General features: G+C 75.7%; 6 protein-coding genes. All 6 read left to right on the top strand.

The features are described from left to right. The first annotated feature begins 406 nt into the window (after positions 1 to 406). Genes ACSNN7_RS00250 through ACSNN7_RS00225 form a run of 6 tightly spaced genes read left to right on the top strand, consistent with a single transcriptional unit; the run spans position 407 to position 24,184 of the window. Positions 407 to 12,445 carry an amino acid adenylation domain-containing protein gene (locus tag ACSNN7_RS00250; RefSeq protein ID WP_436678434.1) on the top strand — a complete coding sequence of 4,013 codons (12,039 nt, stop codon included), beginning with the start codon at positions 407 to 409 and terminating at the stop codon, positions 12,443 to 12,445. Next, positions 12,442 to 15,645, top strand: coding sequence for an amino acid adenylation domain-containing protein (locus tag ACSNN7_RS00245; protein WP_436678433.1), 3,204 nt, complete (start codon positions 12,442 to 12,444; stop codon positions 15,643 to 15,645). Before ACSNN7_RS00250 ends, ACSNN7_RS00245 begins: the two co-directional genes overlap by 4 nt. Next, positions 15,642 to 16,700: a TauD/TfdA family dioxygenase gene (locus ACSNN7_RS00240; RefSeq protein WP_436678432.1), complete on the top strand. Its 1,059-nt coding sequence runs from the start codon at positions 15,642 to 15,644 to the stop codon at positions 16,698 to 16,700. Before ACSNN7_RS00245 ends, ACSNN7_RS00240 begins: the two co-directional genes overlap by 4 nt. Then, positions 16,697 to 17,713 carry a TauD/TfdA family dioxygenase gene (locus ACSNN7_RS00235; RefSeq protein WP_436678431.1) on the top strand — a complete coding sequence of 339 codons (1,017 nt, stop codon included), beginning with the start codon at positions 16,697 to 16,699 and terminating at the stop codon, positions 17,711 to 17,713. Before ACSNN7_RS00240 ends, ACSNN7_RS00235 begins: the two co-directional genes overlap by 4 nt. Further along, positions 17,710 to 22,995, top strand: a complete 5,286-nt coding sequence (locus tag ACSNN7_RS00230; protein WP_436678430.1) for an amino acid adenylation domain-containing protein — start codon at positions 17,710 to 17,712, stop codon at positions 22,993 to 22,995. Before ACSNN7_RS00235 ends, ACSNN7_RS00230 begins: the two co-directional genes overlap by 4 nt. After that, complete coding sequence (locus ACSNN7_RS00225; protein ID WP_436678429.1) at positions 22,988 to 24,184, top strand: trans-sulfuration enzyme family protein; 1,197 nt, start codon at positions 22,988 to 22,990, stop codon at positions 24,182 to 24,184. Before ACSNN7_RS00230 ends, ACSNN7_RS00225 begins: the two co-directional genes overlap by 8 nt. Positions 24,185 to 24,207: the final 23 nt, after the last annotated feature.

Below are 24,207 nucleotides of genomic sequence, written 5' to 3'. Positions count from 1 at the left end.
CGCCTTCCGCGTCGTCGCTGTTTCCGTCGGCGAGGAATAGACGAACGTGCAAACGCCGCCCCCGAACGCATCGACAGCTGACACGATCCGGCGATCCCGCCGAAGATCATCGGTGCCATGATGTGGAACAGCTCCAGCTATCGAGAGATGTACACGTGTCACATGAATGACTGTTCACGGGAACGGGCGCGAGTACGTTCCGAGCTGCGGGAATCAACCCGCCGGCCGGTCGTGTCACCGCATCCGGCACCGTGCCCGCAGTCCTGATCGAGCACGCCGGGCCGACGCCGGCTCGACGGTGGTCGTCGACGGATCTCGGGCTTGTGAACTACGAGCAACCGGTGGAGCGGGCCGCCACGTCGGCGGCGCCGCTCCGGTCGGTGTGGGTACAGAGGAGGCGGACGCGATGACCGACGTCCTGAGGTCCCGGCAGACGACGCCCGTGGCGTCGCGCCGGGTCGACCCCGACGACGTCGGCCCGGCCACGGCCACCTACGCGCAACGCCAGATGTGGCACCTGAGCCGCCTCGACCCCGAGTCGGCCACCTACCTCGTGCCGCTGGCGTACCGGCTCCGGGGGCCGCTGGACGTGGCGGCGCTGTCGGCGGCGCTCGACGATCTGGTGGCCCGGCACGCCGCCCTGCGCACCACCCTCGCGCCGGCGGCGGACGCCCCGGCCGGCCCGGCAGGCGTGGACGCGGCGCCGGACGGTGCGGCGCAGCACCTGGTCCAGGTCGTCCACCAGCCGCGCCCGGGGCTGCTGTGGATGCACGACCTGAGCGGGCTGCCCGCCTGGCAGCGTGACCAGGAGCTGCAGGCCCGGCTCCACGCCGAGGCGCGTACCCCGATCGACCTGGAACGCGGGCCGGTGCTGCGGGCCAGCCTGCTGCGCTGCGCGCCGGAGGAGCACGTGCTCCTGCTGACCCTGCACCACGTCGCCGTCGACGAGTGGTCGCTGGGCATCCTGCACGACGAGTGGGAGCGGCTCTACGCCGCACACCGGGCGGGACGCCCCGCGCAGCTCCACCCGGTCGGCGTCGACTGCCGCGACCACGCGGCGTGGCAGCACGAGTGGCTGGGCGGAGCGGAGGCGGCCGCCCAGCGCGAGTACTGGCGCAGCCGGCTCGCCGACGCGCCCGCCCTGCTCGACCTGCCCACCCGTGGGCCACGGCCCGCCGTACCGTCCGGTGCCGGGTCCACCCTGTCGGTGCCGCTGGACATGCCCGCGCAGGCGCTGACGGCGCTGTGCCAACGGGCGCGGGTCTCCCCGTACATGGTCCTGCTCGCCGCTGTCCAGGTGCTGCTGGCGCGCTGGACGGGGCAGCGCGACATCGTGGTGGGCACGCCGGTGGCGAACCGGCAGCGGGCCGAGACGCAGCAGCTCGTCGGGCTGCTGCTGAACACCGTCGCCATCCGGGCCCGGCTGGAGGACAACCCGTCGTTCGAGACGCTGCTCGGGCGGGTGCGCACCGCCGTGCTCGATGCCCTCGGCAACGAGGAGCTGCCCTTCGGCACGCTGGTCGAGGCGCTGCGCCCGGCCCGCCGGCCCGGCGTCAGCCCGCTGTTCCAGGTGATGTTCGTGTACGGCCGGGAGGCGTCGCCCCCGCGCCTCGACGGCCTCGACGTCACCCCGATCGAGGTACCGACCGGCACCGCCAAGTTCGACCTCACCGTCTCGGTACGGGAGCACGCCGACGGCCTGCGGACCGTGCTGGAGTACCGCACCGACCTCTTCGACGACGCGATGCGCCGCCTCGCCGGGCACCTCCAGACGCTGCTGCGGTCGCTGGTGGCCGACCCGGGCGCGCCGGTCGGCTCGGCCGCGATGCTCACCCCGGACGAGTATCGGCAGCTCGTCGTCGAGTCGAACCGCACCGCCGTCCCCGCCGAACCGGACGACCTGGTCCACGTGCTGATCGAGCGGCAGGCGCGGCGGACCCCCGCCGGGGTGGCGGTGACCGACGACGAGACCGCGCTGAGCTACCAGGAGCTGCACACCCGCGCCGAGGCGCTGGCGGAGACGCTGCGCCGCCGGGGCGTCGGCATCGGCAGCCTGGTGGGGGTGCTGCTGCCGCGGGCGACCCCGTTCGCCGTGGCGGTCCTCGCCGTGCTGAAGACCGGCGCGGCCTACGTACCCATGGATCCGTCCCACCCGCCCGCCCGGCTGCGGTACCTGGTCGACGACACGGCCGCTCCGGTCGTGCTCACCTGCCCCGAGCTGGCGCACCTGGTGCCGGACGGCACGGCGCTGCTGGTGCCGGGCGCGGACCCGCCGGGCGGCCCGGCGGACCCGGCGGACCCGGCGGCCGAGCCCGGTCGTGGCGGCAACGGCTCGGGGCCGAGGCGACGGCCGCGCCGCCGGCCGGCGCCGACGGCGGAGGACCTGGCGTACGTCATCTACACCTCCGGGTCCACGGGCCGTCCCAAGGGCGTCATGGTCACCCATCGCGGGGTGTGCAACTACGTGCGCTGGGCGGCCCAGGCCTACCGGTTGCAGCCGGGGGACGTCGTCCCGCTGCACTCGTCGATCGGGTTCGACCTGACCGTCACGAGCCTGCTGGTCCCGCTGGCCGGCGGGGCCACCGTGCGGATGATCGGCGAGCACCTCGGCCCCGAGGCGCTGGGCGAGGCGCTGCGCGACCAGCGACCGGCGTTCGGGCTGGTCAAGATCACCCCGGCGCAGCTCGACCTGGTCAACCATCAGCTCCGCCCCGCCGAGCTGGCCGACCGCACCCGGTGCTTCGTCATCGGCGGCGAGAACCTGCGCGCCGACCAGGTGGCCCCCTGGCGGGCCCACGCGCCCGGCACCGCGCTGGTCAACGAGTACGGCCCGACGGAGACCGTGGTCGGCTGCGCCGCCTACGAGGTCGACCCGGCCACCCCGGCCGACGGCTCCGTCCCGATCGGCCGGCCGATCGCCAACACCGAGCTGTACGTGCTCGACGGGTGGCTGAACCCGGTGCCGGCCGACGTGGTCGGCGAGCTGTACGTCGGCGGGGCGGGGGTGGCGCGCGGATACCTGCACCAGCCGGGGTTGACCGCCGAGCGGTTCGTCCCGCACCCGTTCTCGTCCGTTCCCGGCGCCCGGCTGTACCGCACCGGTGACCTCGTGCGGCTGCGCCCCGACGGGAACCTCGAATACCTGGGCCGCACCGACAGCCAGGTCAAGCTGCGCGGCTTCCGGGTGGAGTGCGGCGAGATCGAGGCGGCCGTCCGGCGGAACCTGCCGGACAGCGACGTGACGGTGCAGCTGCGCCGGGACGACCCCGACGACCCGCAGCTCGTCGCGTACGTGGCGGGCGGGGCGCAGACCGGCCGGGACGCCCCGGCCCTCCGGACGGCCCTCGCCGCCGAGCTGCCGTCCTACCTGGTCCCCGCCGCCTTCGTCTTCCTGGACGCGCTGCCGCTGACCGGCAACGGGAAGGTGGACGCCGCGGCGCTGCCCGCACCCGGCCGCGCACCCGACGTGCCGCGGCAGCGACCCGCGCACGACGTACCGGTGGCAGCGCCCGCCGGTCCCGGCCCCGCCCAGTGGGACTCCACCCGGGTACGCCTCGAACGGCTGGTCCTGGACGTGTGGCGCGACGTGCTCGGCGTCGCGCAGATCGGGGTGCGGGACACCTTCTTCGACCTCGGCGGCCACTCGATGCGCCTGCTGACCGTCCTGGAGCGGCTGCGCGCCGAGCTCGGTGACGTCGTCACGGTCACCGACCTGTTCCGCAACCCCACGGTCGAGTCCCTGACGGCGTTCCTGGCCACCGCCACCTCTTCGGCGGCGACCGCCCCGGCCGCCCCGCGCCCCGCCGCCGCGCCGGTCCGCGTCGCCCGGCCCGGCGTGAGCGACGACACCGGCCGGCCCAGCGGCCTGATCGCCGTCGTCGGCATGGCCGGCCGCTTCCCCGGGGCGGCGACGGTCGACGAGTACTGGCACAACATCCGCGCCGGGGTGGAGTCGGTCCGGGAGTTCACCGTCGAGGAGATGCTGGCCGACGGCGCGGACCCGGCCCGGCTCGACGACCCGGCGTACGTCCGCGCCGGCACCTGGCTGCCGGGGATCGACGAGTTCGACGCGACCTTCTTCGGCATCACGCCCCGCGAGGCGCAGACCCTCGACCCGCAGCACCGGCTCCTGCTGGAGTGCGCCTGGCACGCGCTGGAGCACGCCGGCTACGACCCGTCCGGCCACCGCGGACGGATCGGCCTGTTCGCCGGGTCGGGTCGCAGCACCTACCTGCTCGACCACCTGAGCAGCCACCCCGAGCTGACGAGCGCCGTCGGCGAGCACCAGTTGTCCATCGGCAACGACAAGGACTTCCTGCTCAGCCGGGTCGCCTACAAGCTCGACCTGACCGGCCCGGCGGTCACCGTCGCCACGGCCTGTTCGACCTCGCTGGTGGCCGTGCACCTCGGCCGGCAGAGCCTGCTGACCGGCGAGTCCGATCTGGTCCTGGCCGGCGGGGTCAGCGTCTTCCCCGCCCAGCGCCGCGGCTACCTCTACCACGACGGTGGGATCTACTCCCCCGACGGGCACTGCCGCCCGTTCAGCGCCGACGCGCGCGGCAGCATCGAATCCAGCGGGGTCGGCATCGTCGCCCTCAAACGGCTGGAGGACGCGGTCGCCGACGGCGACACCGTCTACGCCGTGATCCGCGGCTCGGCCGTCAACAACGACGGGGGCCGCCGCACGGGGTACACCGCGCCGGGCGTCGACGGGCAGGTCGAGGTGATCAGCAGCGCGCTGGCCGCGGCCGGCGTGGACCCCCGATCGGTGGGCTACGTGGAGGCCCACGGGACGGGCACCAGCCTCGGCGACCCCATCGAGGTGACCGCCCTGACCGAGGCGTTCCGGCGCGGCACCGACGAGCGCGGCTTCTGCGCCCTCGGCTCGGTCAAGGCCAACATCGGGCACACCGACGCCGCGGCCGGGGTGGCCGGCCTGATCAAGACGATCATGGCGCTGTGGAGCCGTACGCTGCCGCCGACGATCAACGTGAGCCGGCCCAACCCGGCGATCGACTTCGCGGGCAGCCCGTTCTACCTCAACGACACCGCCCGCCCGTGGCCCGCCGACGGACCTCGCCGGGCCGGGGTCAGCTCGTTCGGCATCGGCGGCACCAACGCCCACGTGGTGCTGGAGGAGCCGCCGGCCACCGCGGTCGCGCCACCGGCCGCGCCGGAGCCGGGGCCGCAGCTGCTGGTCGTGTCGGCCCGTACGGCCGAGTCACTGGAGCGGCAGACGCGCCAGCTCCGCGCCTGGCTCGACGCCCATTCCGAGGTGGACCTCGCCGACGTCGCGGCCAACCTGGGCCGGCGCCAGTCGATGCCCCACCGGCGCTTCCTCGTCGCGGCGGACCACGCCGACGCGCTGGCCGCCCTCGACTCGCCGCAGCGGCAGTTCAGCGGCACCGAGCCCGGCGGCCGGCGGCCGCTGGTGTTCGCCTTCCCGGGGCACGGCGCCCAGCACGTGGCGATGGGCGCCGGCCTGTATCGCGCGGAGCCCACCTACCGGGCCGTGGTGGACGAGTGCGCCGAGCTGATCCGCGACGACCTGGGGCTCGACCTGCGTACCCTGCTCTGCCCGGCGGCCGGCGGCCAGGCCGGGGCGGAGCGGCTGCTCGCGCAGCCCCGGCTGGTCCAGCCCGCGCTCTTCGTCACCGAGTACGCGCTGGCCCGCGCGCTGCTCGCCCGGGGCGTGACCCCGGACCTGATGGTGGGGCACAGCCTCGGCGAGTACGTCGCCGCGTGCCTCGCCGGCGTTTTCTCCCTGGCCGACGCGTTGCGCCTGGTCTGCGCCCGGGGTGAGCTGGTCGGGCGGACCCCGCCCGGGGCGATGCTCGCGGTGAGCCTGCCCGAGTCGGCGGTGGCCGGGCTGCTGGGCGAGGGGCTGTCGCTGGCGGCCGTGAACGCCCCCGAGCTGTGCGTGCTCTCCGGTGCTCCCGAGGCGATCGAGGAGCTTCGCGGGCGGCTGACCCGCGACGGGGTGGACTGCCGCCCGCTGCGGGTCACCCGTGGCTACCACTCGGCCCTGCTCGATCCGGTGCTCGACGAGTTCGCCGCGCACGCCCGCCGAGTCACCTACTCCGAACCCGCGCGGCCCTACCTGGCCAACCTGACCGGCGGCCCGGTCACCCCCGGGCAGGTCACGGATCCGGAGTACTGGGTGCGGCACATGCGCCGGCCGGTGCGGTTCGCCGAGTCGGCCGCGCTCCTCGCCGAGCAGGACGTGGTCCTCGCGGAGCTGGGCCCCGGGCACGCCCTCGGCGGCCTGGCGCGGTTGGCCGGCCTGCGGCCCGGCCAGGTGGTGGCGGCGATGCGGCATCCGCGTGCCGACGCCGACGACCTCACCACGCTGCTCGACGCGGTCGGCCGGCTGTGGCTCTCCGGCGTACCGGTCGACTGGCACCGGTTCCACGACGGTCCGCGCCGCCGCCTGGCGCTGCCCGGCTACCCGTTCGAGCGGCACCGTTACTGGGTGGACGCGGCGCCGCGCACCAACCTGGCGGAGCTCCCGCCCGCCCCGCCGGTGACGCCCCCGGCCTCCCCGGACGCGCCCGAACCGGTCGACGCCGGCAACCGGCCGGCCCTCAGCACGGCCTACGTCGAGCCGAGCACGCCGGAACAGCGGTGCGTGGCGGAGATCTGGACCGAGCTGCTCGGCATCCGGCCGATCGGGGTGCTCGACAACGTCTTCGAGCTGGGTGGGCATTCGCTGCTCGCCACCCAGTTCGTGGTGCGGCTGCGGGCCCGGCTCGGCGTGGCGCTGCCGCTCGAGGCGGTCTTCGCGCAGCCGACCGTCGCCGGGATCGCGGCGGCGCTGCCGGCGACCGGCACCGTCCCCGCCGCACCGGCCGCCGCCGAACGCCCCACCCCCGCGCCGGCCAAACCGGCCGAGCTGGCAATCCCCCGCGCCGGCGCCGACGCCCCAGCGGCGCCGCTCTCCTCCGGGCAGCACCGGCTCTGGTTCCTCGACCAGGCGTACCACCAGGACGCCTACACCGTCGGCACGGCGCTGCTGCTCGACGGCGCCCTCGACGTGGAGGCGCTGCGCGGGGCGCTGGCCGAGCTGGTCCGGCGGCACGAGTCGCTGCGTACCGTCTTCCCGACCGGACCCGACGGCGACCCGGTGCAGGAGGTGCGGCCGCCGGCCCCGGTCGACCTGCCGATCGTGTCCGCACCGCCGGACGCCGACGGCGCGGACGCGCCGGTGCGGCGGACCATCGTGGAGCCGGCGGTCGCCGAGGCGGTGCCGCCGTGGGCCCACGAGGCCCTGGCCGCCGACGTCCGCCGCCCGTTCGACCTGGCCCGGGGGCCGCTGTTCCGGGCCGTGCTGCTGCGGATCGCCGACGACCGGCACGTGCTGTCGCTGACCATGCACCACACCGTCTCCGACGGCTGGTCCCTCGGCGTCATCGCGGGCGAGGTGGCCACGCTCTACGACGCCGTCCGCGACGGTCGCCCGTCGCCGCTGCCCGAACTGGCCGTCCAGTACGGGGACTACGCGCGCTGGCAGCGCAGCCGGATGGCGGACACCGACAGCGACGCCATGCGGTACTGGCGCCGGCAGCTCGACGGGATGGCGAGTGCCCTGGAGGTGCCGACCGACCGGCCCCGGCCGCCCGTGCAGACGTTCGAGGGCGCGGTCCGCACCCGCGTCCTGTCCCGAGCGGCCGCCGACGAGCTGCGCCGGTTCAGCCAGGCCCGGGGCGCCACCCTGGCGATGACGGTGCTGGCCGCGCTGAAGGCCCTGCTCTGGCGCTACACCGGCCAGCGCGACATCTGCGTCGGCACACCGGTCGCCGGACGGGTCCGCGCGGAGCTGGAACCGATGGTCGGCTTCTTCGTCAACATGCTGCCGTTGCGGACGGTGATCGACGGCGACTGGACCTTCGAGGAGCTGCTCGGGCAGGTACGGCGCACCGCGCTGGGGGCGTACGACCACCAGGAGGTGCCGTTCGAGCGGCTGGTGGACCTGGTCGACGCGCCCCGCGACCTCAGCCGCAACCCCCTGTTCCAGGTGATGTTCAACCTGCTCAACGTCCCCGACCGGGGGGAGCTGGGGACGGCCGGGCTGCGGATGGTGCCGTTCGCCGTCGAGCCGGGCATCGCCCAGCAGGACCTGGCCCTGTACGCGTACGAGGTGGACGAGGGGCTGCGGTTCCGGTTGGAGTACAACACCGACCTGTTCGACGCGGCGACCGCCGAGCGGCTGATGGGGCACCTGGAGACGCTGCTCGCCGCCGCGGTCGCCGACCCCGGCGTCCGGCTGGCGGACGTGGCCGTCCTGACCCCCGCCGAGCTGGCCCGGTTCGACGAGTGGAACGACACCGCCACCGCGCTCGACTGGGCCGCCCCGGCCGGACGCGTGCCGACCCTCGTCGAGCTGATCGAGCGCCGGGTGGCGGCGCACCCGGACCGGCCGGCGGTGACGTTCGGGGCGAGCACGCTCAGCTATGCCGAGCTCAACTCCCGGGCCAACCGGCTCGCGCACCGGCTGCGCCGGGCCGGCGTCGGCCCCGACGTACCGGTCGCCGTCTGCATGCACCGCTCGCCGGAGCTGCCGGTCACGCTGGTCGGGGTGCTGAAGGCAGGCGGCGCGTACGTCCCGGTGGACCCCGACTACCCGGTCGAGCGGCAGCGGTACGTGCTGACGCACAGCGGCGCCCCGGTCCTGGTCACCGAGGCGGAGCTGGCCGACCGGTTCGCCGGGTACGCCGGCGAGGTGGTGCTCGGCGGCGAGGCACCGTACGCCGAGCCGGACACCGACCCCGAGCCGCTGGCCGGGCCGGACGACCTCGCGTACGTGATCTACACGTCCGGGTCGACCGGGCGGCCCAAGGGCGTCCGGGTGACCCACGGCGCCGTCGTCAACACCCTGGCCACCATGCGCGACCGGCCGGGCCTGACCAGCGACGGCACCATGCTGGCGATGGCCAGCTTCGCCTTCGACATGTCCGTACCGGAGCTCTTCCTTCCCCTCGTGGTGGGCGCCCGGATGCTGCTGGTGGGTCGCGACGTCGCCTACGACGCGCCGCGGCTGGCCGGCCTGCTCGGCGCGGAGGGGGTCACCTTGGCGCAGGGCACCCCGGCGACCTGGCGGCTGCTGATCGAGTCCGGCTGGACCGGCACGCCCGGCCTGACCGCCGTGTGTGGCGGCGAGGCGGTCTCCGCGCCGCTGGCCCGGCAGCTGGCCGAGCGGGTCGACGCGTTGTGGAACCTGTACGGCCCGACCGAGGCCGCCGTCTGGTCCACGATGGAACGCCTCGAACCCGGCTTCACCCACCTGAGCATCGGCCGTCCCATCGGGAACATGCGGGTCCACGTGCTCGACGCGCAGCTCACCCCCGTCCCGGTGGGCGTGGTGGGTGAGCTGTACCTCGGCGGGGCGGGACTGGCGCGCGACTACCTCGGCGACCCGGTGCTCACCGCGCAGCGGTTCGTGCCGGACCCGAACGGCGGCGGCCGGCTGTACCGCACCGGCGACCTGGGCCGGTGGCTGGCCGACGGCCGCATCGAGTTCGTCGGCCGCAGCGACTCGCAGGTGAAGGTGCGCGGGTTCCGCATCGAACTCGGCGAGATCGAGGCGGTGCTGCGCCGCCACCCGGCGGTCCGCGACGCCGCCGTGGTGGTCCGCGAGGACGAGGCCGAGAAGACCATCGTGGCCTACCTGACGCTGAGCACCGACGCGGAGAACGGCGCGGACCCGGACGCGGCCCAGGGGACGGCCGTCACGGCCGACTTCGACGCCGACCCGGCGCCGTGGCGGGCCTTCGCCCGCACCTACCTGCCGGACTACATGGTGCCGTCGGCCTTCGTGGTCCTCGACCGGATGCCGCTCAACGCCAACCGCAAGGTCGACCGGGCGGCGCTGCCCGCACCCCGCCGCGGCGGCGCGGTCGCCGGTGCCGCGGCGCCGGACACCCCGCTGCGGAAGGCGCTGGCGCAGCGGTGGGCTGCGGTGCTCGGCTACGACAGCGTCGGCATCGACGACGACTTCTTCGACCTCGGCGGGGACTCCTTCAAGGCCATCAAGGCCCTCTCCGGGAACGACCCGGCGATCAGCGTCCTCGACCTGTTCCGCCACCCGACGATCCGGTCGCTGACCGAGCACCTCGATGCCACCGGGGGCTCGGCCGGGCAGCTGCTGCACGAGCTGACCCCGGCACGACCGGCGACGCCGACGCGGCTGACCCTTCTCTGCGTACCGTTCGGCGGCGGCTCCGCGATCACCTTCCAGCCGCTGGCGGACGCCCTCCCGCCGGGCGTGGCGTTGTACGCCCTGGAGCGGCCCGGCCACGACCTGAACCGGCCGGACGAGCCGCTGCTCGGCATGGACGAGCTGGTGGACCGCTGCGTCGCCGAGGTCGTCGACCAGATCACCGGCCCGGTGGCCGTATACGGGCACTGCGTGGGCGGCGCCGAGGCGGTGGAGCTGGCCCGCCGGCTCGAGGCGGCCGGCGTCGAGGTGACGGTCGTGGCCGTCGGCGCCCACTTCCCCGCCCCGAGGCTGCCCGGCCGGGTGTTCACCTGGCTGCGCCGGTGGTTCCCGATGGAGCGCTGGTGGTCGAAGCGGCGGACGCTGGAAGCGCTGCGCGCGATGGGCTTCTTCACCGAGGTCTTCGACGAGCGTGAGAAGGACTTCGTGATGCGGGTGGTGCTGGCCGACTCCGCGAAGGTCGAGGACTACTACACCACCGTCTACACCGAGGGGCTGCCCCGCAAGCTCGCCGCCCCGATCGTCAGCGTCATCGGCAGCGGCGACCGGGCCACCGAGCTGTACCAGGAGCGGTACCGGGAGTGGGAGTTCTTCTCCGACCGGGTGTCGCTGGAGGTCATCGAGGGGGCCGGCCACTACTTCGCCAAGCACCAGCCCGCCGAGGTGGCGAGCATCATCCTGGCGGCCTGCGACCCGGCGACCGCGACCGGCACCGAGCGGCAGCAGCCGACCGACGGCGCACCACCGCAGGCCGACGGCGCACCACCGCAGGCCGAGCGCACCGCGCCCGCGAAGGAGCCGGCCGACCGGCCGCCCGCGGCGCGCCGCGCGATGCCCAGCCTGACGGTGTTCTACCTGGTCGCGATCGGCCAGCTCGTCTCGCTCATCGGCAGCGGGCTGACCGGCTTCGGCATGAGCCTCTGGGTCTACCAACGGACCGGCTCGGTCTCGCTCTTCGCCACCGCCACCGTGCTGGCGCTGCTGCCCGCCGTGGTCCTCTCCCCCGTCGCCGGGGCGCTGGCGGACCGGTGGGACCGGCGGCTGATCATGATCACCGCGGACTGCCTGGCCGCCACCGGCACGGTGAGCCTCGCGCTGCTGCTCTGGCTGGGCCAGCTCCAGCTCTGGCACGTCTTCACCGCCATCACCGTGACCGCGGTGGCGACGGCCTTCCAGCAGCCCGCCTACCTGGCGGCGGTCACGCAACTGGTGCCGAAGCGGTACTACGGGCGCGCCAACGGCATCGTCTCCCTCGGCACGGCGACGAGCACCGTGCTGGCGCCGCTGGTCGGCGGCGCGCTGGTGATCGCGATCGGGTTGCGCGGGATCGTCGTCATCGACCTGCTCACCTTCGCCGTCGCGGTCACCGTCACCCTGTCGGTCCGCTTCCCGGACACCCTCTTCGTCAAGCAGGAGGAGCCGTTCCGGCGGGCGGTCCTGGGCGGCTGGCGGTTCATCACCCGCCGGCACGGCCTGGTCGCGCTGGTGGTGCTGACCGCGTCGCTGAACTACTTCTTCGCCATGGTCGAGGTCCTGGTCACCCCGCTGACCCTGTCGTTCGGCGATCCGGCGGTGCTGGGCGGGGTGCTCGCCGCCAGCGGGGTCGGCATGCTCGTCGGCTCGGTCCTGATGGGCGTGTGGGGCGGCACGGCCCGGCGTACCAGCGGCATCCTGGCCGGCGTCGTGCTGCTCGGCGCGTCACTGCTCACCGTCGGCCTGCACCCCAGCCCGCTCTTTCCCGCCGTCGGCCTGTTCGGCATGGGCCTGGCCACGGCGCTGGTGAACACGCACTGGCTGGCCATCGTGCAGGCCAAGGTGGGGCTGGAACTGCAGGGCCGGGTGCTCTCCATGAGCCAGATGCTCTCCTGGCTGATGGTGCCGGCCGGGTTCCTCACCGCCGGGCCCCTCGCCGAGCACGTCTTCGCGCCCATGGTGTCGCCCGGCGGTGTGCTGGCCCGGGTCGTCGGCAGCGGACCGGGCCGCGGCATGGCCCTCGCGGCGATCGTGGCCGGCCTCTGCGCGCTCGCCCTCGCCGCCGTCGGGATCGCCTACCGGCCGATCCGCAACGTCGAGGACGAACTGCCCGACAACGTCCCCGGCAGCATCGTCCTGGCCGACAAGGACCGCCTGCAGGAGGCGGCCGACCGCGAGCTGGAACGGCTCAGGACCGGCGGTCCGCCGCCGGGCGGCGCGACCGGCCGGGCCGCGTCGCTGCCCGGTGGCCGCCGGTGAGCGCCCCCACCCGGTCCGCCGGGCCCACCCGCCGGGCCGCCGGCCGGCGCCCGACCGGGGGCCCGCCCGCCGTGGACTGCCTGCACCGGATGGTGGCCGCGCAGGCCGCCCGCACCCCGGAGGCGGAGGCGGTACGGCACGCCGACGGCAGCCTGTCCTACCGGGAACTCGACGAGGCGGCGAACCGGCTGGCCCGGGTCCTGCTGCAGCGCGGGGTGGCCCGGGAGGACCGCGTCGGCGTCTGCCTGCCGCGCACGCCCGAGCTGGTGGTCGCCCTGCTCGCCGTGCTCAAGGCCGGCGCCTGCTACGTCCCGCTGGACCCGGCGTACCCGCCGGCCCGGGTGGCCTTCATGACCGCCGACTCCGGGGCACGGCTGGTGCTGACCCGCGCCGACCTCGCCGGCCGGTTCCCCGGCACGGCAGTCCCGGTCGACCGGCTCGACCCGGCCGGAGACGGCACCGACCCGGCGGTGGCGGCGACGCCGGCGGACCTGGCGTACGTCATCTACACCTCCGGCTCGACCGGGCGGCCCAAGGGCGTGGCCATCGAGCACCGCTCGGCGTCGGTGCTGATGCACTGGGTCCGGCAGACCTTCGACGACGCCGAGCTGGGCGGCCTGCTCGCCGCCACGTCCGTCTGCTTCGACCTCTCCGTCTTCGAGATCTTCGGCCCGCTCTGCTGGGGCGGCCGGGTGCTGCTCGTCGACGACGTGCTGGCCCTCGCCGCCCCCGGGGCGGACCGGCTGCCCGTCACCCTGGTCAACACCGTCCCCTCCGCGATGGGGGAACTGCTCACCGCGGGCGCCCTGCCGGAGCACGTCCGCACGGTCTGCCTGGCCGGCGAGCCGCTCACCGCCGCGCTGGCCGCGCGGGTGTGGTCGCGCCGGCACGTCCGCCGGCTGTGCAACCTCTACGGCCCGTCCGAGGACACCACCTACTCGACCTGGGCCGAGGTGCCGCCGGAGAGCGGGGATCCGCCGATCGGCCGCCCGCTGCCGCAGACCCGGGCGTACGTCCTCGACCCCGACGGGCAGCCGGTCCCGCCCGGTGAGCCGGGCGAGCTGTACCTGGCCGGGGCGGGCCTGGCTCGCGGCTACCTCGACCGGCCGGAGCAGACCCGGGCCCGGTTCCTGCCTGACCCGTTCCGCCCCGGCGAGCGGATGTACCGCACCGGCGACCGGGTCCGGCTGCGGCCGGACGGGCAGTTGGCGTACCTGGGGCGGCTCGACGACCAGGTGAAGCTGCGGGGCTACCGCATCGAGCTGGGCGAGGTCTCCGCCCGCCTCGCCACCCTGCCCGGGGTCCGCGAGGCGACCGCCGCCGTCCGCGAAGGACCGAGCGGGGACCCGCTGCTGGTCGGCTACCTGGTCGGCGCGCGGCGCGACGACGTACGGGCCCGGCTGGCCGAGGTGCTGCCCGCGCCGCTGGTCCCCGCGACGGTGGTGTGGCTGGATCGGCTGCCCACCCTGCCCAACGGCAAGGTGGACCGCTCGGCCCTGCCCGCGCCCACCCTCGGCGACCACGTCGGCTCCCCGGCCGGGCCGCTCGACGGGACGGCCGGCGTGGTGGCGACGGTCTGGCACGAGGTGCTCGGCGTGCCGGTCACCGATGCCGGGAGCGACTTCCTCGCCCTCGGCGGCGACTCCCTGCTCGCGGTCCGCTGCGCCAGCCGACTGGCCGCCGCGACCGCCCGGCCGGTGCGACCGGGTGATCTCTTCGCCCACCCGACCGTCGCCGCGTTGGCCGCGCACCTCGACGGGCTGACCGCCGATGCGGCGGCGGCCGGGGAGCCGACCGGCCCGGCGCCGACCGGCCCCGCCCCGCTCTCCGCCGCGCAGACCCGGCTCTGGTTCCTGCACCGGCTCGACCCGGCCGACACCTCCTACCTGCTGGCCTTCGCCATCCGGTTCGCCGCGCCGCTGGACGCGGACCGGCTGGTCCGGGCGCTGCGGCGGGTCGTCGACCGGCATCCGGCCCTGCGCACGGTCTTCCCCTCCGGCCCGGACGGGCCGGTGCAGCTCGTCCGCCCCGCCGCCGCGTGCGCGCCGATCGTCGCAGCGCCCGAGGCGGGCACTCCGCTCGACGAGCGGCTCGCCCGGCTCGCCGCCGAGGCCACCCGGGAACCGATGGACCTGGCCGGCGGCCCGCTGCTCCGCGCCCACCTGGTGCCGGAGCACACCGGCCGGGCGGTGGCGCTGCTGCTCGTCGTGCACCACATCGTCTGCGACGACTGGTCCTTCGGCGTGATCGTGCGAGATCTGGCCCGGGCGTACGACACCGAGGGAGACGCCACGGCGGCACCGGAGACCCCGGTGGTCGGCCCGGCGGCGCTCGCCCTGGCGCAGCGGGACTGGCTGGCCGGGCCGGCGGGCCGGCGGGCGGTCACCGACCTGCTGGACGAGCTGCGCGGCGCCCCCGACCTGCTCGACCTGCCCGCCACCCCGCCCCCGGGCCGGGCCGGGCCGCCCGCCGCACCGGCCCGGCCGGACCTGCCGCCGCCCGGCGCGCGCCCCGGCGCAGGGGCACCGTCCGGGGCCGCGCTGCGGACCACCGTGGACGCCACCACCGCCGCAGCGGTACGCGAGCTGGCCCGGGCCGAGCGGGTCAGCCTGCACATGGTCGGGCTGGCCGCCTTCGCCACCCTCCTCGGCGCGGCCACCGGCCGGTCCGACCTGCTGATCGGCGTCGCCTTCGCCGGCCGGACCAGCGTCGCCGCCGAACAGGGTGTCGGCTGCCACGTCAACACGCTGCCGCTGCGGCTGCGGCCCGCGCCCGGCCGCCGCTTCGCCGACCTGCTCGACGAGGCCCGCCGGGTCACCCTCTTCGCCGCGGCCCACCAGGACGTCCCCTTCGACCTGTTGGTGGAGCGGCTACGGCCCGCCCGCCGGCCGCACCGCAACCCGTTGGTGCAGGTCGCCTTCGGCGTGCAGAACGCGCCGCCGGCCCGGCACCGCGGCGCGGCCGGTGTCGAGTTCACCGGCGTGGAGCTGACTCCGGACGCCGCCCGGCTCGACCTGACCCTCTGGCTCGACGAGCGGCGCGACGGGCTGGCGGCGCTCTGGACGTACCGCACCGACCTGTTCGACCACGACGGGGTGCTCGCGTGGCACCGGCGCTTCACCGCGCTGCTGCGTACCGCCGCCGCCGACCCCCGGCGCAGTCTGGCCGACTGCGCCGACACTCCTGGGAGCGAGAGATGACTGAGCAGACGCGGGTCGCGCGACCCATCCCCCGGCGCGGCCGTGACCGGAACCTGGTGGACGTGCGCCCCGACTGGCCCGGCGGCCCGTTGCCGGCGCTGGTGCAGGCCAACGTGCCCGACGTCGACCTGGCCGGCTGGCTGGCCGGCCACCGCGACGAGGTCGACGGGCTGGCCCGCCGCGCCGGGGCCGTGCTGTTCCGTGGCTTCGCGGTGGCCGGGGCCGACGACTTCCGCACCGTGATGGCCGCGCTCTCCGGCGACGTGCTCTCCTACGGCGAACGCTCCTCGCCGCGCAGCCGGGTCACCGAGGGGGTGTACACCTCCACCGAGCATCCCGCCGACCAGCCGATCGTGCTGCACAACGAGCAGTCGTACACGGTGAACTGGCCGCTGCGGATCGTCTTCCACTGCGAGGTGGCACCGGCCGCCGGCGGGCGCACCCCGCTGGCCGACAGCCGCCGGGTGCTCGCCCGGCTCCGTCCGGAGACCGTCGCCGAGTTCGACCGGCGCGGGGTGCTCTATCGGCGCAACTACCTGCCCGGCATCAGCCTCTCCTGGCAGACCGCGTTCCAGACCGAACGGCGGGAGGAAGTGGAGGCGTACTGCGCCCGGTCACTGATCGACGTGGAGTGGGTGGGTGAGGCGCAGCTGCGGACCCGGCAGGTCCGGCCGGCGGTGCGCCGCCACCCGGTCACCGGGGAGCGGACCTGGTTCAACCACGCGCTCTTCTTCCACGTCACCTCCCTGCCCGAGGACGTCGCCGCCGGCCTGCGGGCCGCGCTGGACGAGGAGGACCTGCCCTACCAGACCGCGTACGGCGACGGCACGCCCATCGGCGACGAGGTGCTGGCCGAGCTGCGGGCCGCGTACGCCGCGGAGACCCGCTCCTTCGACTGGCAGCGCGGCGACGTGCTGCTGGTGGAGAACATGCTCGCCGCGCACGCGCGGGAGCCGTTCACCCCGCCCCGGCGGATCCTCACCGCGATGTCCGACCCGGTCGCCGCGCCCGAGCTGGCCCTGTCCCCGCGGTCGCGGACGGAGGCCGACCGGTGAGCGGGCCGGGGCCGCGGCGGCGCGGTACCGGCACGGTCACCTCGCCGGTGTCCCGGCGGGTGCTCGTCGACGACGAGTTCGTGCTGCTCGTCGAGGCGGGCGTCGGCGACCTCGACCTGGCCGGCTGGCTGGCGGGCCGGCGCGAGGAGCTGCTGCGGGACCTGGACCGCCACGGCGCGGTCTTCTTCCGCGGCTTCGAGGTGGGCACGGCCGACGACTTCAGCCAGGCCGCCCGGGCGGTCAGCCCGGACCTGCTCGGCTACCTGGAGCGGGCCGCCCCCCGCCACGAGGTCGCCGAGAAGGTGTTCACCAGCACCGAGTTCAACGCCGAGCAGTGGATCCCGCTGCACCACGAGATGTCGTACTCGCACAACTGGCCCACCCACCTCTACTTCTGGTGCGCGCAGCCGGCCACCGGCAGCGGCGGGGCCACCCCGCTGGCCAGCGAGCGGGTGATCACGCCGCTGATCCCGGCCGAGGTGCGGGAGCGGTTCCTGCGCTCCGGCGTCCGCTACGTGCGCAACTACGGCCCGCACCTGGACCTGCCCTGGCAGGAGGCGTTCCAGACCACCGACCGGGCGGAGGTGGAGGCGTACTGCGCCGCCTCGGCGACCGAGTTCACCTGGCTGGGCTCCGACGGGCTGCGGACCCGCGCCCGGCGGCAGGCGGTCGCCACGCATCCGCGTACCGGGGAGACGGTCTGGTTCAACCACGCCCACCTGTTCCACGTCTCGAACATGCCCGCGGAGGTGTCCGCCGCGCTGCTGCGCGAGTACGGCCCGGAAGGCCTGCCCCGCAACGCGTACTACGGCGACGGCGAGCCGATCGGAGACGAGGTGGTCACCGGCATCCGCGAGCTGTACCGGCAGCACGCCGTCTCGGTGCCCTGGCAGCGCGGCGACGTGCTGGTCGTGGACAACTTCCTGGCCACCCACGGGCGGGAGCCGTTCAGCGGTGACCGGCAGATCCTGGTGGCCATGTCCGATCTCTACGTCAACCGGAGTGTGCGGTGAACGGATACCGTCTGTCGCCGATCCAGCGCCTGGCCTGGTCGGCAAAGCACGACCTGATCCGGGCGCGGGTCCGGCTCGACCGGCCGCTGGACCGGGCGCGGCTGCAGGCCGCCGTCGACACGGTGGTGGCCCGGCACGAGGCGTTGCGGCTGACCCTGGTGCACCACCCCGGCCTGCGGGTGCCGTTGCAGGACGTGGACGACGGCCGCGCCGTGGTCGTCGGCGCGCAGGGCGAGCTGTCGGTCACCCTCACCGACGACGCCCTGGAGCTCACCGCCACCCCGTTGATCGCGGACCCGGCCAGCCTGCGCCTGGTCCTCGCCGACCTGGCCCGGGCCTACGCCGGCGAGCCGCTGCCGGAGGACCCGGAGGCATTGCAGTTCCTCGACGTCGCCGAGTGGCAGCTCGAGGAGCGGGAGCAGGCCCCGGCCCCCGCGCCCGCCGCCCCGGCCGCGCGGCTGGTCACCCCGCACTCCGACGACCCGAGCGCGGTGGTGACCGCGACCGTGTCCGCCGCCGTCCTGGCCGAGGCCGCCCGGGCCGCCAACGTCGAGCCGGCCACCGTGCTCCTCGCCGCCTGGGTCCTCGCGGTCTCCCGCCGGGCCGAGGCCCCGGACTCCGCCGACGAGGTGGATCTGGTGCTGGCCCGGTGGAGCGACGGCCGCCAGGCCGCCGGCACCGCCGAGGTGGTGGGCCCGCTGGGCGGCTACGGCCCGCTGCGGCTGGCCCTGCCGTTGCCCGCCTCCCCCGCCGAGCTGCTGGCCGCCGTACGCGCCGCGGAGGTCGCCGCCGACGACACGTTCCACCTGGTCGACCCGGTGGACGAGGACTCCGGGGCGGTCGCCGGGTTCGCGGTGCCGCCCGTCGTGGACCCGTCCGCCGTGGCCGGCCTGGGCGGCTGCGCGGTGGAGGTGGACGCCCCGCCGCCGGCCGCCGGTCCGCAGCTCACCGCGCTGACCGACGGCGACCGCGTCACCCTGCGGGTGGTCGGCGGGCAGTGGCTGCTCGACGCGCTGCTGGCGATCCTGCGGACCCTGCCGGCCGCGCTGACCGAGGGCGTCCCGGTGGCCGTGCTCGGCGACGCCGAGGCGCGCTGGCTGGCCGACGCGGCCGGGACCGCTGCCGAGGCGCCGGGGCGTACCCTCGTCGACCTGTTCGCCGCGGGCCTCGCCGGCAGCGACTCCGACGCCGTGGCGGTGGTCGCGGCGGACGGCGCGTACACCGTTGGTGAGCTGTGCGAACGGGCCGCGCGGGTGGCCGGGGCGCTGGCCGCGCGGGGGCTGCACGGCGCCCCGGTCGGGGTGCTGGCCGCCCGGTCCCGGGACACCGTCGTGGCGTTGCTCGGAGTGCTGCGGGCCGGGGCGGTGTACGTGCCGCTGGACCCGGACGCCCCGGCGCAGCGCCTCGCCGCCCAGCTCCGCGCCGTCGGCGCGGAGACCGTCGTCGGCGTCGGCGGCCCGGCGACCGTGCCGGTCGAGGACCTCGTCGCGGCCGGTGGCGAGCCGCCCGCCGCGCTGCCGGCCCCGGCCGACCCGGCGTACGTGATCTTCACGTCCGGCTCCACCGGGATGCCCCGCCCGGTGCAGGTGTCGCACGGCGCCGCCGCGCACCTGGCCGACGCCCTCGAGCAGACCGTGTACGCGGGCGCCCGCCCGGGGCTGCGGGTGGCGGTGAACGCCCCGCTCACCTTCGACGCCTCGGTGAAACAGCTCGTGCAGCTCGGCCACGGCCGGAGCCTCTACCTCGTGCCGGAGGAGGTCCGCCGGGACGGGGCGGCCCTGGCCGCCGCGCTGGCCGAGCAGGGCGTCGACGTGCTCGACCTGACCCCGTCGCAGCTGCGCATCCTGCTCGCCGGGGCGGCGGGCACCCGGCTGCCCGGCCTGCTGCTGCTCGGTGGGGAGGCCGTCGCGCCCGACCTGTGGGAGACCGTCGCCGCGCTGCCCGGCGTCCGCGCGGTCAACCTGTACGGCCCCACCGAGTGCACGGTGGACACCAGCGCGGCGGAGGTCCGGGCCGGGGACGCCCCGAGCATCGGCCGGCCGCTGCCCGGCGTCGCGGTCTGGGTGCTCGACGAGCGGCTGCGGCCGGTGCCGCCGGGCGTGGCCGGGGAGCTCTGCGTCAGCGGGCCGCAGCTCGCCGAGGGCTACCTGGGCGACCCGGACACCACCGCCCGGCGGTTCGTGCGGGTGGCCCTGCCGTCCGGGCGCACCGAGCGGGTGTACCGCACCGGCGACCGGGTCCGCTTCGACGCCGACCGGCGGCTGCGCTACCTGGGCCGGCTGGACGACCAGGTGAAGATCCACGGCTTCCGGGTGGAGCCGGGCGAGGTCGCCGCGGTCCTGCGGGAGCACCCCGAGATCGCCGACGCCGCCGTGGTGGCCCGCGACGACGACGGGCACGGCGACCGGCTCGTCGCCTACGTCCGGCCGGGCGGCCCCGCCGCGGCCGTCGACGTCGCGCGGATCGCCGGGATCAACCCCCACGAGACCCGCTACCTGTACGACGAGATCTTCGTCCAGCAGGTCTACCTGCGCGACGGCATCGTGCTGCGGCCCGGGGCGACCGTGCTCGACGTGGGCGCGAACATCGGCATGTTCTCGCTCTTCGTCCACACCGTCTGTCCCGGCGCGACGATCCACGCCTTCGAGCCGGTGCCGTCGGTGGCCGACGCGCTGCGCCGCAACGTCGCCGAGTTCGGGGTACCGGCCACCGTGCACGAATTCGGGTTGTCCCGCACGGCCGGGGAGGTGTCCTTCACCTACTACCCGGGTTACTCGATGATGTCCGGCCACGCCGCGTACGCCGACCCGGACGCCGAGGTGGCGGTGATCAAGCGGTACCTCGCCAACGAGCGGGACGCCGGCGCGGGCGAGCGGGACGTGCTGCTCGACCGGGTCGACGAACTGCTCGCCGAACGCTTCGCCGGCCGGGACCTCACCGTGCCGGTCCGGCCGCTCTCGGCCGTCCTCGACGAGCTCGCCCCGGCGCGGATCGACCTGCTGAAGATCGACGTGCAGCGCGCCGAGGCGGACGTGCTCGCCGGGCTGGCGGACCGGCACTGGCCGCTGGTCGCGCAGGTCGCCATGGAGGTGCACGACGCGGCCGGCACCGAGACCGAGGGCCGGCTGGCGGAGCTGACCCGCTTGCTCACCGACCGCGGCTTCGAGGTCGTCACCCGACAGGACGACCTGCTCGCCGGCACCGACCGGCACACCCTGCACGCCGTACGGCCCGAGTACGCCGCCGATCCGCGCCCGGCGGTGGTCGTGGCGGCGGAGCCGGCGGCCGGCCCGCTGGAGGAGCGGCTGACCGGCTGGCTGGCCGACCGGCTCCCGGCCCACCTGGTGCCGGCCGCGGTGGTGCTCCTCGACGAGCTGCCCCTGACCCGCAACGGCAAGCTCGACCGGGCGGTGCTGCCCGCGCCCCGCCTCGACCGGCCCCGCGACGGCGCGGCCGTGGCGCCCGCCGGGCGGGCCGAGGAGATCCTGGTCGAGGCGTGGCGTGAGGTCCTCGGGCTGGCGACCGTCGGCGTGACCGACAGCTTCTTCACCCTCGGCGGCGACTCCATCCGCAGCATCCAGATGCAGGTCGCGGCGAACCGGCGGGGGCTGTCGTTCCGGCTCAGCGACATCTTCACGTACCAGTCGATCCGGGAACTCGTCACGCACGCGGAGATCACCCTGGACGGGGCCCCGCCCGTGGCGGAGGCCGGACAGGACGGGCGCTTCGCGCTGGTCGCCGCCGCCGACCGGGCGCTGCTGCCGGGCGGGCTCGCCGACGCGTACCCGATGACCGCCCTTCAGCAGGGCATGGTCTACCACTGCGAGCTGACCGGCGACCCGGCGATGTACCACAACGTCACCGCACACCGGATCGCCGCGCCGCTGGATGCGGCGGCGCTGCACCGCGCGCTGGCCGCGCTGGTGGCCGCGCACCCGGTGCTGCGGACCGGGTTCGCGCTGGGCGCGTACTCGGAGCCGATGCAGCTCGTGCACGCCGACGTGCCGGTCGAGGTGCCGGTGACGGACCTGACCGGCGCCGACCCGCGGACCCGCCGGGCACGGGTGGACGACCTCGTCGCGCAGGAGCGGGTACGCCCCTTCGACTGGGCCCGCCCGCCGCTGCTGCGGCTGCACGCCGTCCGGGAGGACGCCGACGCGTTCACCCTGATCGTCGCCGAGTTCCACGGCATCCTCGACGGCTGGAGCCTGCACCTGTTCCTCACCGACCTGCTCGCCGGGTACGACCGGGAGCGGGCCGGCACGACCGTCGCGGCCCGTCCCGGCCTGCCGTTCGCCGAGTACGTGGCGGCCGAGCGGCGCGCGCTGGCCGACCCGGTCACCCGCCGGTTCTGGCTGGACGGCCCCGGCACGGTGCCGCCGCTGCTGCTCGGCGGGGCGCAGCCACGCACCACCACCACCCGGCGGATACCGGTGGAGGCGGGCACCACCGACGCGGTCACCGAGGCGGCCCGGACCGCCGGCGTGCCGGTGAAGTCCTGGCTGCTCGCCCTCCACCTGCGGCTGATCGGCGAGCTCTCCGGCCGCGACGACGTGGTCAGCGGCCTGGTGGTCGGCGGCCGGCCGGAGGGCGAGGGCAGCGACGCCACCCTCGGGCTGTTCCTCAACACCCTGCCGGTGGGCGTCAAGCTGGGCACCCGGTCCCCGGCCGGGCTGGCCGCCGAGGTGTGGCGGGCCGAGCGGGAGCTGATGGGGCACCACCGCTTCCCGCTGGCCGAGATCGTCCGCGCCGGCGGGGCCGGTCCCCGCTTCGACCACTTCTTCAACTGGACCCACTTCCCGAACCCGCCGGGCGACGGCGGCAGCCGCATCGTGGCGAGCCGGGGCGTCACCGTCGACGTGGCGTTCAGCCTCGCCGTCGACGCCGAACTGGACGCCACGGGCCGCCTCGCCCTCACCGTCCAGTACGACCACCGGCACGTCCCCGCGGACCGGGTGGACGCCTTCGCCGACGGCTTCCGCCGGCTGCTGGCGGCCGACCCGACCGCGCCGCTGCCGGCCGTGGCCACTGCCGGACCGGCGGCCGACGACGACGCGCGGGCCCGCTGGGCGGCCCGGGTGGGCGCCGCCTGGCAGGAGGTGCTCGGGGTCGCGCCGGGTGACCCGGCCACCGGCTTCCTCGCCGCCGGCGGCGACTCGCTGCGCGCCCTGCGGCTGGTCACCGTGCTGCGGCAGCGCCACGGCAGCGACCTCACGCTGCCCGAGTTCACCGCGCTGGGCAGCTACGGCGCGCTGGTGGAGCGGGTGGCCCGCCGTGGCTGACCGCCCGCGCACGTCGTCCGGTCCCAGCACCCGGGCCGTGCACGGCGACGACGGTCTCCTCCCCGGTGGGGCGGTCGCCCCGCCGATCGTGCAGAGCGTGACCTTCAGCGCCGAGTCCGACGAACGGTTCACCGAGATCGCCACCGAGACCCGGGGCAGTGCCTTCTACACCCGGTACGGCAACCCGAACCATCAGCAGGTGGCCGCCGTGGTCGCCGAGCTGGAGGGCGCGGAGACGGGTCTGGTGACCGCCTCGGGAATGGGCGCGATCAGCACCATCGCGCTGGCCCTGCTCTCCGCCGGGGACCACGTGGTGGTGCAGCGCAGCACGTACGGCGGCACCACCTCCCTCGCCACCGGCCTGCTGGCGCGCTTCGGGGTGGCGTGCACCCAGGTCGACCAGACGGACACCGGGGCGTTCGAACGGGCGCTGGGGCCGCGTACCCGCCTGGTGCTGGTGGAGACGCCGAGCAATCCGCTGCTGGAGCTGACCGACCTCGCCGCCGTGGTGGAGTCGGCCCACGCGGCGGGCGCGCTGGTGGTGGTCGACAACACCTTCGCCACGCCGGTGAACCAGCGTCCGGTGAGCGCCGGGGCGGACCTGGTCTGGCACAGCGGCACGAAGTTCCTCGGCGGCCACTCCGACGTGTCGGCGGGGGTGGTCGTCGGCTCCGCCGAGCTGGTCGAGCGGGTGTGGCGCACGGCGATCGTCACCGGCAGCACTCTCGGCCCGGTGGACGCCTGGCTGCTGCTGCGCGGCATCCGCACCCTGCCGCTGCGGGTGCAGCGGCACAACGCCAACGCCCTGGCCCTGGCCCGCGCCCTCGAGGAGCATCCGGCGGTGGCCCGGGTCCGCTATCCGGGGCTGCCGTCGCATCCCCAGCACGCGCTGGCCCGGCGGCAGATGACCGGTTTCGGCGGGGTACTCGGCGTCGATCTGCAGGCGGGCCGGGCGGGGGCCGCCGCGTTGCTGGCCGGGCTGACACTGGCCAAGCGGGCGGCGAGCCTCGGCAGCGTCAGCACCCTGGTGGTGCATCCGCGGTCGATGTGGGCGGGGATCGTGGACGCCGAGCAGCTGGCCGCCGCCGGTATCGGCGACGGGCTGGTCCGCGTCTCCACCGGCATCGAGGACACCGACGATCTGGTGGCGGACTTCCTGACGGCGTTGGACGACGCGGCCCTGGGTTAGCCGGGGCGAGGCGCCCCCTTGCA

It is taken from the genome of Micromonospora sp. URMC 105, assembly GCF_051386295.1.
GTDB lineage: Bacteria > Actinomycetota > Actinomycetes > Mycobacteriales > Micromonosporaceae > Micromonospora.
The sequence above is the reverse complement of the archived record's forward strand: the minus strand, read 5'-3'. Positions and strand labels throughout refer to the sequence as shown.